Genomic DNA, 11,602 nt, shown 5'->3' on the forward strand with positions numbered 1-11,602 from the left:
CACGCAAGAATGTTTCACTATAACCAGATCATTTAAACTGTCGAATCAGAACTTATATAACTTCCAGAGGTGACGCTGCCAGCGGACAAGGCACCCTGCAGCCAATGCTCCAGAGCGCGACGATTGCAGGCCAGCATTTCGGAAAACTCCTGCCAGAAAGCCTCTATGTCGCAGAAGTCGTGCCAACGCACCAAAGTGCGGCAAATAGTGATATCTTCCGGCAGTTCGACCTCCGGCTGGAAACCTTGCCTACGTAAAGAGAACTCGACCCGCCGCATCTTATTCCAGTTTGCAATCAGTTCGTCGGCCAACGACTGTGGCAAAATGCCCCGCTCCCCAGCCGCCAGCAGGCAGGTCCGTGCATGCGGTTGGCGTAGGGTCGGATCTGCCGGGCCGTAAGACATCGCCAATGCCTGCGTGAGGAATTCGAGGTCGAGCAGCCCGCCAGGGCCAGTCTTAAACGCACGCTCAGCCGGGGGGAGGCTCGGCACCTTTTCCTGTTCAATTTTGAGCCGCATGCGCCAGAGCTCACTCAGATCGCCAGCGCTCATCGGGCGCGTATAAAGCAGCTCATCGCGCCATTGGGCAAATTCCTGCTGCCGCGCCTCAGGCCCAGCAATAGGCCGTGCTCGGACCAGAATTTGCCGCTCCCAAGGCTTTGCGGCGCGGGCGTGGTAGTCCCGTAGCGCGGGCATGGTCAAAGCCAGTGGCCCAGCCGCGCCGTGGGGGCGCAGTCGCAGATCCAGCGCACAGGTCGGGCCTAAGCCCGAGTTGTGCATCACCAGGGAACGCCAGGCGCGCAGGCGGGCCGTCGCCACAGCGTCCACGGGCCGCTCAGCAATGAGCATCAGGTCCAAATCCGAGCCCAGGCTTAGCTCCTCAGCCCCCAGCTTTCCCAGGGCGATTACCGTAAAGTCCTCCACCTCAGCCACGGCCATTGTCTCCGCAAGCACTGCCTCGGCCAACTGGCTCAGCGCCCAACCGACCGCCTCCAAGCTCAGACCGTGGAGCAGCTCGGCAATGGTCATGCGGACCTGTTCTGCTTTCACGTAAAGCCACAAGCGCTCGGCAAAGCCAGCCCTCTCCGGTTCCAGCAGGCGAATCTCCGCGCGGCAGTCGTCGCGAGCCTTGAGGCGACGCGGGGCTTCGTGAAGCAGCTCCTCCATGATGCCAGGGTGACGGCAGAGCAGCCGGTGAATGAACTCGCTGCGGTCAAAGAGCACACTGAGCGTCTCGAAGAGTGCGGGATTGGCGGAGTCGCGGAAAAAGTGACGACGCGCGCCGTAGTGCTCGGCAAAGCGCCCAATGCGCTCCAGGACGAGCATGGGCCGGGCAAGCCGCGGCAGTGTGCGGTCGAAGTGCGCCGCCAAATCAAGGAAGCGCAATACGGCGTCACGCGTGAGCAACCCCGGTGACTCGCCAAGGACAAATTTGCGCAGCCGGGCCTGCACTTCCGTTGACTCCGGAAACCAGCGCTCCAGCTCCGCGCGAATGGACTCCTCTGGCGCTTGTCCGGCCAAGAAAACAGTCCATGCCTGTAAGCGCTCCTCCTGCGGGTCGGTGGGGAAACGCGCCGCATAGCGCTCGCGAACGCCCGCGCGCCAGCGGTCGAGCTCGGCCGAAAACGCATCCCACGAATCGTAGTCCATGGCGTTGGTCAGCCAGAGCAAATTCTCTTCGGAAGGCGGCAGGGTGTGTCGCGGCGTTTCCCCGCGCATTTGGAGGCGGTTTTCCAGCTTGCGGAGCCAGCGGTAGGCCTGGTCGAGGTAGCAGGCTTCCTCTGGCGAGAGCACTTCATAGCGGACAAGCTGCTGGATGGCCTGCACCGTGGAATGCGTTTGCAGGAAGGGATTTTGCCCGCCATGAACCAACTGCAAAGCCTGCACGATGAACTCGATTTCGCGGATGCCGCCAGGCCCAGTCTTGATGTCGCGCATGAGCTCGCCCGCAGGCACCTCTTTCTCCGTGCGCAGCTTCACGCCAGCGACTTCGTTCATGAGGTTGGCCGGGGGAAAGCGCGGATAGCGGAAGGAGTTGACCTCCTCGATCACGCCATATCCGAGCTCTAGGTTGCCCGCAATGGGGCGTGCGCGAAGCCAGGCCAGTCGCTCCCAAGTCTGTCCGGCCGTCCAATAGTAATTCGTTAGGCTGTTCGCGGTGCGCACCAAGGGGCCATTCTCGCCCTCTGGCCGCAGCCGTAGGTCGAGGTGGTAAAGCATTCCATGTGGCGACTGCGCCGCCATATCAGCGGATATCTGGCGGAAAAAGCTATCGTAAAACTCGCGTGCAGTGAGCGTGGTCATGCGTCCGTTTTTGCGGCAATGCCCATTGCTCTCTACGCAGAAAATGAGGTCAAGATCCGAGCAGAAATTCAACTCGGCGGCACCTAGCTTGCCCAGCGCAAACACACAGTAGCCGAGCTGGCGGCGAGTTTCGTCGCTCAACGGTTCGCCATGACGCTCGATCCATTGCTCTAATCGCCATTCGCATAGACGACGGACCACAAACTCGGCCAGCATGGATAGCTCGCGCCAGCTTGTTTCGACATCGGCCAAGTCGTTGAGCTCACGATAAGCGATGCGCACCGACATGCGGCGGCGGAATTGGCGCAGTGCGTCGAGGCGAAACTCGCCCGGGCAAAAACGCCGACGCCAAAGGTCTTCCATCGAGCTGTAGCGATAGTCGAAATCGCGGTTCTTGGGCTTGTCCAGCCAGTCAATCCAGTCCGGGTGTTGGCGCAGTTGCTGTGCGTAAAAGGGGGAGGCGTCCTTCAAGCGCCGGACTCGGGTTTCCACGGACATAAGCAGCCAAGCATAGCCTCGTGTCGATCATTGAGAAGGATAAACTGTGATTGGGGATAACTTTAGCCAACCTTAGGCCTCGTGGCCTGGTCTTGGCCCAGTTGGCAAGAGGGGGCAGGTTGCTCGCCTCCAACTCACTCCGCCACGCAGGCAGCTTCCATCGGCTGGCGGATAATCGTCTTCCAATTCTTTGGGTCAGCGCGCCGAATGTCCGACAAGTAAATCTCGTGGTGCTTCCCGCTCAACTGGCCCTTGGACAGGATGTATTCATGCACGCGCTGAATCGTGGGCCCCTCTTCCGAAAAGGGCCCGATGTGCATAATCTGTGCGCAGCGCCCTTCATCAAATGGCTCAAAACGCAGCTTTTTCAAGGCGGGCAGCCCTTTCTTTCGCTCAACGGAGGCAATGGACTCCCGGATGACATGAGACGTCACGATGGACGGCTGCATGATCATCATTGTCCACTGCCACTTCGAGCGGTCGTTGCTCTCGAACACCGACAGGTCATCCGCCCACCACAAGCCCTCCAGGGGCATGACGGTGTATTCCGCCGAGGGGTTGGCCTTCTTGATCGCAAACTTGGCCGCATAAGAAACGGAATACAAGGCCTCCACCGCTGCTGCATAAGCCGGCATCATATTCGGGTTGCCGTGCCCATCGATCATCAAATACGACATTTGGGGAACCACGACCTCGCGAATCTCCTTGGCCGAAGGTCGGTAAAGCTCTGCGAGCTCTTTCTTATGATCAATCTTGGGCATTGCGCTCGATCCTCCAAGTTGGCTATGAGATTCAAGCTATTCGCCAGCCGGGGCACCCATGCCGGGGCCGCCAGGGCCCATGCCTTGAGACATTTGAGACATGACCAACATCGGCAACATCATAAGCATCTGCTGGGATTCGCCAGCGTTCATGCCAGTGGAAAACGTTACGGCGTCTCCGTCTTCAGTCACCTGCATTTTGTTGATCAGCGGTGCTAGCAGACTCATCGGGCCGGGCTCGATTGGCGTGGCCTTGAACTCGGTGATCGACTCATCCATAGCCGTGTAGGCCTTGTTCGCAATGGCGTCGTTGGCAAACTTGATGCCGCTGAGAATTGTCAGCCCATCCGTGATGTTAAAGCCAAAAAGAAACTGCTCTGCCTGCTTGATGAATTCGGCGTCCTCGGCGCTGGTGAACTTCTCGTCGGCGGAAGACACCAGTTGCTGCTTCCAGGCAGCCGACGGCGCTGCGAGCACCGCAAGGTTTGGCAACGTCGCGGACAACGTTTCAGCGGTGGCGACCTTGGCAGGAAGCTTACCCGAGCCAGTGGTCAACGCGGTTTTCACTGAGGGCTCGCTGCCCACAAAAATCATCGTTTGCGCATCCGAGGGCAGGAACCCCATGGCCATGCCAGTCTGGCCTTCGCTGTTGTAAAGCAGGCCTTTGCCGACTTCGCTCTTGCTGGTCTTGGCGAGCTCTTCAGGCGGGGTCACACTCTCGACCCACTGCTGGAAGCTGTCGGCACCGATGCCCTTATTGATCTGAAAGGCCAGCATCACACCAGTCTGTTCAATTTGCTCTTTGCTCACCGTCGACGGGTCGTCAATTTCCTGAAGCAACATCACGTCGCGCGTGGAAACAACGATTTTGCCAAGATCCTGATTGGTCGCACCGGTGAATTCCGTGAGGCCCATCGGTAGGGCATTCGGGTTTTCCGACGGGGACATCGACTGAACCATGGCCTGAATCTGCTGGATCAGTGGCGAGGCAAGCAGCGACTCAACGTCGGCAATGAGCACCATCTCCGCATCCGGGCTCATGCCTGCGAAATATGGCTGTGCATTAGACTCCGCCCGGGCAACACTGGCCAATGCGAGCGGGAACAACATCATGGTAACAAAACGAGAATGCATATGAGTGCGCAACATAGCAGAATATGTATGCCCTGCCAGATTTATTTAACGAGCCTGCCCATGCCTCCGTTAAAATCAGCCAACACTTGCCATCCAACCAAGCTGCACCCATTGTATTGCAGCTTTTAAAAGTGGTGCCAGAGGGCAGATTTGAACTGCCGACCAAAGGCTTATGAGAACTAATTTTTATACGCAAGAATGGGGGACTTATGGGTTAAAGTTCCATTAGGTTCCACATTTTTCCTGCTGGATGGGGATGTGTAATATAGCGCTTTTTTTCATGAAACAGCTTAAGAAGCCGGTTCCATATCGTAAAGGAGCAACGGGAAAATGGGGGTGCGATTTCGAGGAATTAGTTGAGGGAGAAGTCGTCCGGAAAAAACGCTTTGCCATCTACAATACCAAGCAGGAAGCGGAGGTTCGTTGTAATAAGCTTTGGAAGGAGCAAAACCCAAAGCCGATCCAGCAGGTTAAGAAACTCACGAACGCCCAACAGCAGGAAGCTCTCTGGGCTTTTGCGGAACTTGCTAAATTTGATGTCCAGAGTAATTCTCTCCGAGCGGCAGTTCTTTTCTACACGCAGAATTATAAGGAAGCAGGCGAAACTCGGTTAGTCTCCGCTGTCATCGACGACTGGCTCAAGGAGAAAAAGCAACAGCTAGCTCCGCTCTCTTATGCGCCAATCAAGAGCCGTTTCGAACAATTTAAAAATAAGTTTAGTTGTAAATTTGGCGAAGTTACTAGCGATGAACTGATTGAATTTATTGAGGGGCAGTCAATGGGTATGCGAAAAAAAATGGCTGGTTCACCTTGGTCAACTCTACAAGCATGTTTGCAATCCCTTTAATCCCAGAAAAGAACTCAATTACAACCCATGGGATCAGGTCGCATTTTACTTCGAAGGGAAAATTCAGGAAAAAAGTAAAATACCCACTATCCTGCATATCGATGAGGTCAAAGAAGCCTTAAGGTTCGCGAAGAAATTTAAATCCACACGAGGCGAAGCTGGAGAGTTCTTGGGAGTCATCGTTTTTGGGCTTTTTTGCGGTCTCCGCCCCAGTGAAATTCAAAACCTTGCTAGCCTTCCCGACCCATACAACGAGTATATTCAGCTGAACAAGAAGCGCCTTCGTGTTACGGAAGAAATCTGCCAGAAAACGAAGAGTGTGAGAACGGTTGAGTTAAAAGAAAATGCTTTGGCATGGCTCGGATATATTACCAGATGCTGATCGAGTCGGCGACGAACCAAGAGGTGCAAGGTCGTGAGCTGGTGTTCCTGGTGAAGACCAAGAAGCCCAAGGTGATTGTGCATCGCATGAAGCCTGCCACTGAACTTGAGAAGGAACGTGTGCTGGATATTGCTCTTGCGGCGATGGATGGCATCTACCACGAACGGTTTCATCCCCAGACAGGGATGCACTGCGGGTGGTGTAGTTTTCGTTCGGAATGCTCCAAGTGGAAAGGAGGTGCGCAATGATTCAGGCAGTCATAATTACGCTGATTGGTTTGGGGGCAGGGTGGGCCTTGATGGATAATGACCAACCGCCTACACCACCACCCGCACCAATTGGGTCACCCTCATTCCAGCCCTTAGCCAATGCGTTGTATTGGATCGGAGGCTGTTCAGTAACTTGTTCCGCGATATGGGCCGCAAGCCTGGTTCACACCGCTAACATTAAACGGAGAACAATCCATGAGTCTAATCGTTAAGCTTATTCTGGTTGGGCTGTCCTGCTACACGGTCGGCACCTTTATGGGACCGATTGCAGTCGGGGCAGTCCAAGAGAGCAAGGAAACGCTCTCACCCTTCCTGTTCGTCTCGGCGGCTATGCTGATTGCCAGTATCGGCTATGCGGTGGGCGCTATCCGTCGCTCTCCGTTTGGAGGTGAACGTGATGCACGGGGTGAGTATTATCGTTAATCGGCCACAGGGGGACAGGCACGTCCTGAACTGGAATGTCCTCCTGAAGTGCGGCGTAAAACTACATTTCTTCTATATAGTAATATATAGGCGTTTTGTCGTTTCATGCGCGCCTTGGGCGGGACGTGTCGTCTGTGGGACAGTGGGAGTCATTTTCTGAATGGCCTGCTTCACTGCTGATCCTGTTGGTTCCATAAGAAGCCATTGGGTATCCCATGCCTGCTTATGGAACCGCTGACTTGAAAACGTTTATTCATCGGTCTTCGGGTCGATTTAGCAACCGATAGAAACCTGCTAAACGATGTCTGTTTTAGCAGGTTTTACTTTACTCAAGCGTCCAAACTTCAGGGCGCTTTTTTCGTATCCATTCAACATCAACCAACTCAATAACATGATTACCGAAATTCTTGAACCGGTCGCACCGCAGCAGCCCAAACGGTGCAATCTCCTGCTCCATTGTGGGGCCAGCGCTGTAACCCGTGGAAACTTGGCCTTGTCCCCAACACCACAGGCAACCTCAACCTGGAAGCCCATTCCTCATATGCTCCTCCTTCAAGTCATCGAGCGTGCTTTGTTGGAACGTGGCTTCGTCGTCGTAAATCAAGCCCATGGCCTGACCCATGATGATGCGCGATACTTCGGTTTGCTGGAGATTGCTTCCAATCACGCAGACGCTGAATACCGTTACGTAGTCGGTGTTCGTAATTCACATGACATGCGATTTTCGGCAGGCATTGTTGCAGGGAGCCAAGTACAAGTTTGCGACAACCTATGTTTTTCGGGTGAGATCCAACTAGCTCGAAAACATACACCGCGCATCCTACAGGACTTGCTTCGTCTCGCGGGTGATGCGGTAGGTGGTCTCAAGCGATACTGGGATCAACATGACATGCGCGTCGAGCGATATCAGATTGCTGAGATTAATGATGCGCAAGCCCATGACCTGATCGTTCGCTCGGTGGACCAAGGGGTGATGGCCAACAGCTATATCCCCAAGGTCTTGAGCGAGTGGCGGCATCCTTCGCATCGGGAGTTTGAGGTAAAGAACGTCTGGAGCCTGCAGAACGCTTTTACGGAGGTGTTTAAGGGGCGTCTGGACTTGCTGCCGGATCGGACACGACGACTGCATCAGTTACTGGACCATGAGGTAGGGCTGAACTGAGAATGTCGCCCATGGGTTTCAACCAGTGGTTTACAGTTATTGCGGAGAAGCGCTGCCGAGAGTGGCGCTTTTCTTTAGCTGGGAGGTCTATGAGGTTGGTATTGATCGCAGTGGTGTATTGGCCTCGAACTCATTTTTCGCTTGGCTACTCCACTTTGATGTCTGAGGTATGGCGCATCATGAGTCGTGCTGCTAGCAGGTGGGATCATCGCCTATCGTGGCAGATTGAGCCAGCGTCTATCCGCTCGCAAATATTAAACAGAGTTATCTTTGCGGTGCTGGGTGAGGCCAGAATAGGTGAAAACGATTATAAAACGTTTCCTGATACTTCACCCAATATCGGGTCTGTTGACCAATCAGATTTTAAAACAAGCGGTGGATCGGAACCTCTTGTCTACTTCTCCAAATTTGAGACGAAGGACAACAAATACTTTGATGATCCGATTTTGCAGAACCAAGAAGTGCTTGTTGCCATGTATATTGACGGCAAGCTTTTTCGAGCGCCTATTCATGAAGGATTTAGCAGCACCAGGCCGGTTTATGTCCGGCCTCGATTTGTCTATTTGGCTAATCTCAGTTTTCCTGAAAACCAACGGTATTCAAGAGCTACATCATATGCCAGGTGGAAATATGATATTAGGTCCTTACCCTTTTTTCCGGTATTTGAAGATCTCGAAGCGGGGCAAGGGGTCACCGAGGCAAATCTGGGCGGAGAGGTAACGGTAAAGATTGATCCTAGTGCTTTTGCTTCGGGGCGTAAATTAATCTCGGTGATTATTCATGAGAATGGTCATTATTCCGATTACTTGCAATTTGGCTCTGACTTCATTCTTCTGGCCGGATTTGGAAGAGACCGTTATAGGGAGTGGGAAGCTAGCGGAAAAGTTGAAACCTTAACTGAACAAGAAAAAGCTAATATCATAGCATGGGCTAGCAGTGAGGTATCAGCTGATCTCGATGTTGAGGATCACCCAATTTGGCAATATTTATCAACTGGAGAAAAAGGAGGATATATTAATCACCGAAATGAGCACCAAGCCATTGTGGATGAAATATCAGCGCTCTAATGCATATAACCCGAAAATTTTTGATTGTTTCTATATTGCACTCAGCAATCGTGCTTTGTGCGCAGGATGCAGTGCCTGATGATGGCGATCCTAAATCACTTCCTTTTGCAGAGCAGGTCCGTTTGAAGGTGCAGCAAAATGAAGCGAGAATAGAAGAGATGAAGGAAAAGGGTCATGACTTTTCCGATCAAAACGGAGTGGTGGAAGCATTAAGGCGCTATCGTGCAACCAAAAGTCGCGAAGACCTTCAGAAGCTTGTGCAGATATTAGAGGGGGATCCAAACTCTCGTGTTTGGCCTTTGCAAAGCCTTCCCATCAATAATGACACCGTTCCTGTCTTGCTACGCTTTACAAGCGAAATGGGAGAGGTTGACGCTTTATATCGTCTATCCGATATTCCAGCTGATGCCACCCTGGAACCTGCAATTATCGAGCAAGTTAAGGATACCCTTACTGAAATAGCCAATGATCCCAGGCATCCCTTTCATGGTGCCTTGATGCTTGATGCAACAAGATCACTCGAGCAGTTGGAGAATAGGGACGTGTTTAATGTAGCTGCTGTAGGTTACAAAGACCAGGCAGGAGCCGAAGAAACAGACACCTCGTCAGATTTTCTTTATTGGGGGGTCGGGATCGCAGTTGCTGCGGCCGCTGGCGGATATGTATGGCTCCGTCGAAAACAGCGACCAGAACCATCAACACCATAATTTATGAAGTCTCTGATTACTCTCTTAACCCTTACGGGGGCCTGTCAGCTTGCCAATGCCGCTTTGTCCGCCCAGACGTTTACTGGCACCATTGATACGATCAACATCAATGAGAACGACGTTTTAGGGCCATTAGCCGTTGATACAATTGTTAATGGCTATTTCACCTTCAACGATGATCCTGGAGCTTCGCTTGGCGGGGATATATACTCCGCTACGACATCCATAAGTTTTTCTGACCTGACACTCAGTTTGATTGACGCGGATACCCAGGTTTCGGCTTTTGATGGGGGAAGCATACCAGGCTTTGGATTTGATATCTTCACTTTTGCAGGCTTCGGTCCATCAAGCCCGCAAACAGATGATATGCTGATCATTGAAACGATCAGCTTGCTTTTTTCCACACCGGATAATTCAGCGATCGTGAGCGATGAGGTGTTACCCTATATTGTGGACCTTAGCCTCTTTCCTACCGCAAGATGGGAATTGGAGGGTATTAACTTGGCCGGAGACGAGTTTAGGATCTCCGGCCCCATTAATTCAGTGTCTCTTGTTCCAGAGCCAGCAACATACAGTCTGCTTCTTGGCACATTCTGCCTTTGGTTTGCGTATCGCAATAATCGAGATTCCAGTCGCGGTTCTCCGTGATCGTAATGTCGCCACGATCTATTCTTATGCCCTACTACCATGATCCCAAATCCCGCGTTGTTGCTTACGCTCCGCCAGTGCCTGATATTTTTCTTAAACCAGGAAAGAGAGGCGCTTCTGGAATGTGGATCGTGTCTGCCCAATTCGAATATACCATTGCCGACAATTGTATTGATACAGAAACGAAACAATGGGTTTATGAAGTCCGTCCTTGTCGCCAGAGAGAATACTTGGAAAGTCGGGATACACGTGAAGATGTCATACGGTATTTTGCTATGAATGAATACCCCAATTTACCCCAAGTAAAATACGAAGAGTATGAAAAATTCAGAGCGCAGTATAGCCAAATAGCCAATTCTAATCCGCCGAGAAAAAAACACTAAAGTCATGATGATTCCTCATTGGAGGATTATGCCACTTCAGAAATAGCCATGCCTGACGATGATCCGAGGATTAGAGGTGACATTTCAAAATTTCTTGTTCATTTGACAAGGGATACGGAAGAATTAGATGCACGCGACAATTTGATTAGCATACTGCGGGCCAAGAAGATCGAGGCCAGAAACTTCCATTGCCTATTCAGTCCAAAACTACGGCGATCACTTCTAACGCCAGTATTAAAGAACGCATTCAAAACGGTATGCTTTACTGAAACACCATTAGATCAAATCCATAAGCTTACTGCAGAGAATTTTCCGCGAAGAATTCGTCTAAAACCTTACGGACTTGTCTTTTGGCGAGATGCCCTTGTGCAAAAAGGCGCAAATCCTGCAATCTATGTGAATGGGGATGGAACATCCCTAAGGGAGTTTTTAATTGCTGAGTTTGATCGACACTTCAAGGGCATTACTGCGCTGAAAAGCTTGAGGGAAAAGGAGGCATATTATAAAGAAATCGTAAGCTACTACTCTTTAATAAACCTAATGAGTAGTAAGCATGATTTTTCTTGGGAGAGAGAATGGCGTCACAGCGGTGATTTTAGGTTCAAATATAGTGAAATCGTTGCAATAGTCGTTGATGATCCAGAAGATTTCATAGAGTATAGTTCTTCAAAACTGAGTAAGGGGATTAGTGGTTACTTAAAGAGAATTCCAGTAATTTCCGCAAATTGGACCTATGAGGATGTTGTAGAAGAAATGGCGATAAAAATATGGAATAATAATTCTTAATGCATAGGATGTCCATGATGGAGAACCTACCCAAAATCTACATTAGCACCGACAAATGGACTCCTTGCGATGGCACATTTGTCCGCGAATTATCATCATACACTGGATCGCCGGTCCAAGCATGTCCAATGCTTCGTGCGGACGCTCATGGTTATACGTAAGCGTCCGAGCTCCATCCCACTTGACTACCAATGGTAAGCATTGTCGTTTCTCATTGGTAAGGGTTTGTAGT

The 11,602-nt window shown here is 51.7% G+C and carries 12 protein-coding genes; 9 read left to right on the forward strand and 3 right to left on the reverse strand.

Translation table 11 applies throughout. From position 1 onward, the window contains the following. Window positions 1-32 precede the first annotated feature (32 nt). The 3 genes from RBB62_RS10865 to RBB62_RS10875 form a co-directional block, all read right to left on the reverse strand. Window positions 33-2,801, reverse strand: a complete 2,769-nt coding sequence (locus RBB62_RS10865; RefSeq protein WP_309398852.1) for a [protein-PII] uridylyltransferase family protein — start codon at window positions 2,799-2,801, stop codon at window positions 33-35. Window positions 2,802-2,935: 134 nt separating this feature from the next. Further along, window positions 2,936-3,562, reverse strand: coding sequence for a GyrI-like domain-containing protein (locus RBB62_RS10870; protein WP_309398853.1), 627 nt, complete (start codon window positions 3,560-3,562; stop codon window positions 2,936-2,938). A gap of 36 nt (window positions 3,563-3,598) precedes the next feature. After that, window positions 3,599-4,696 carry a hypothetical protein gene (locus tag RBB62_RS10875; protein WP_309398854.1) on the reverse strand — a complete coding sequence of 366 codons (1,098 nt, stop codon included), beginning with the start codon at window positions 4,694-4,696 and terminating at the stop codon, window positions 3,599-3,601. Window positions 4,697-4,976: 280 nt separating this feature from the next. Between RBB62_RS10875 and RBB62_RS10880 the strand changes: the two genes are divergently transcribed. The 9 genes from RBB62_RS10880 (at window position 4,977) to RBB62_RS10920 (ending at window position 11,370) form a co-directional block, all read left to right on the forward strand. Then, a complete protein-coding gene (locus tag RBB62_RS10880) occupies window positions 4,977-5,543 on the forward strand; it encodes a hypothetical protein (RefSeq protein ID WP_309398856.1) in 567 nt (188 codons plus the stop codon). 354 nt (window positions 5,544-5,897) lie between these two features. Further along, window positions 5,898-6,173, forward strand: coding sequence for a PD-(D/E)XK nuclease family protein (locus RBB62_RS10885; protein WP_309398857.1), 276 nt, complete (start codon window positions 5,898-5,900; stop codon window positions 6,171-6,173). Between the two features lie 216 nt (window positions 6,174-6,389). Continuing rightward, on the forward strand, window positions 6,390-6,617 hold the full coding sequence (locus RBB62_RS10890; RefSeq protein WP_309398858.1) for a hypothetical protein: 228 nt from the start codon (window positions 6,390-6,392) through the stop codon (window positions 6,615-6,617). Window positions 6,618-6,918: 301 nt separating this feature from the next. Further along, window positions 6,919-7,779: a DUF932 domain-containing protein gene (locus RBB62_RS10895; protein ID WP_309398859.1), complete on the forward strand. Its 861-nt coding sequence runs from the start codon at window positions 6,919-6,921 to the stop codon at window positions 7,777-7,779. 11 nt (window positions 7,780-7,790) lie between these two features. After that, window positions 7,791-8,846, forward strand: coding sequence for a hypothetical protein (locus RBB62_RS10900; RefSeq protein ID WP_309398860.1), 1,056 nt, complete (start codon window positions 7,791-7,793; stop codon window positions 8,844-8,846). After that, window positions 8,846-9,553 (forward strand): hypothetical protein, encoded by a 708-nt coding sequence (locus RBB62_RS10905; RefSeq protein ID WP_309398861.1) that lies wholly within the window; start codon window positions 8,846-8,848, stop codon window positions 9,551-9,553. The genes RBB62_RS10900 and RBB62_RS10905 overlap by 1 nt, the downstream gene beginning before the upstream one ends. Before the next feature lie 3 nt (window positions 9,554-9,556). Beyond that, on the forward strand, window positions 9,557-10,201 hold the full coding sequence (locus RBB62_RS10910) for a hypothetical protein (RefSeq protein ID WP_309398862.1): 645 nt from the start codon (window positions 9,557-9,559) through the stop codon (window positions 10,199-10,201). A gap of 26 nt (window positions 10,202-10,227) precedes the next feature. Then, window positions 10,228-10,584, forward strand: a complete 357-nt coding sequence (locus RBB62_RS10915; protein ID WP_309398863.1) for a hypothetical protein — start codon at window positions 10,228-10,230, stop codon at window positions 10,582-10,584. Between the two features lie 48 nt (window positions 10,585-10,632). Next, on the forward strand, window positions 10,633-11,370 hold the full coding sequence (locus RBB62_RS10920) for an abortive infection system antitoxin AbiGi family protein (protein WP_309398864.1): 738 nt from the start codon (window positions 10,633-10,635) through the stop codon (window positions 11,368-11,370). Window positions 11,371-11,602 lie beyond the last annotated feature (232 nt).

Origin of the sequence: Cerasicoccus maritimus (genome assembly GCA_031296935.1) — a bacterium.
GTDB classification, from domain to species: Bacteria; Verrucomicrobiota; Verrucomicrobiia; order Opitutales; family Cerasicoccaceae; genus Cerasicoccus; species Cerasicoccus maritimus.

Bases quoted from the DNA above. Each gene is read 5' to 3' on its own strand.
- RBB62_RS10915 (WP_309398863.1), top strand. From the start codon at position 10,228: ATGCCCTACTACCATGATCCCAAATCCCGCGTTGTTGCTTACGCTCCG.
- RBB62_RS10905 (WP_309398861.1), top strand. From the start codon at position 8,846: ATGCATATAACCCGAAAATTTTTGATTGTTTCTATATTGCACTCAGCA.
- RBB62_RS10865 (WP_309398852.1), bottom strand. From the start codon at position 2,801: ATGTCCGTGGAAACCCGAGTCCGGCGCTTGAAGGACGCCTCCCCCTTT.
- RBB62_RS10890 (WP_309398858.1), top strand. From the start codon at position 6,390: ATGAGTCTAATCGTTAAGCTTATTCTGGTTGGGCTGTCCTGCTACACG.
- RBB62_RS10885 (WP_309398857.1), top strand. From the start codon at position 5,898: ATGGCTCGGATATATTACCAGATGCTGATCGAGTCGGCGACGAACCAA.
- RBB62_RS10880 (WP_309398856.1), top strand. From the start codon at position 4,977: ATGAAACAGCTTAAGAAGCCGGTTCCATATCGTAAAGGAGCAACGGGA.
- RBB62_RS10870 (WP_309398853.1), bottom strand. From the start codon at position 3,562: ATGCCCAAGATTGATCATAAGAAAGAGCTCGCAGAGCTTTACCGACCT.
- RBB62_RS10895 (WP_309398859.1), top strand. From the start codon at position 6,919: ATGTCTGTTTTAGCAGGTTTTACTTTACTCAAGCGTCCAAACTTCAGG.
- RBB62_RS10875 (WP_309398854.1), bottom strand. From the start codon at position 4,696: ATGCATTCTCGTTTTGTTACCATGATGTTGTTCCCGCTCGCATTGGCC.
- RBB62_RS10920 (WP_309398864.1), top strand. From the start codon at position 10,633: ATGCCTGACGATGATCCGAGGATTAGAGGTGACATTTCAAAATTTCTT.
- RBB62_RS10910 (WP_309398862.1), top strand. From the start codon at position 9,557: ATGAAGTCTCTGATTACTCTCTTAACCCTTACGGGGGCCTGTCAGCTT.
- RBB62_RS10900 (WP_309398860.1), top strand. From the start codon at position 7,791: ATGGGTTTCAACCAGTGGTTTACAGTTATTGCGGAGAAGCGCTGCCGA.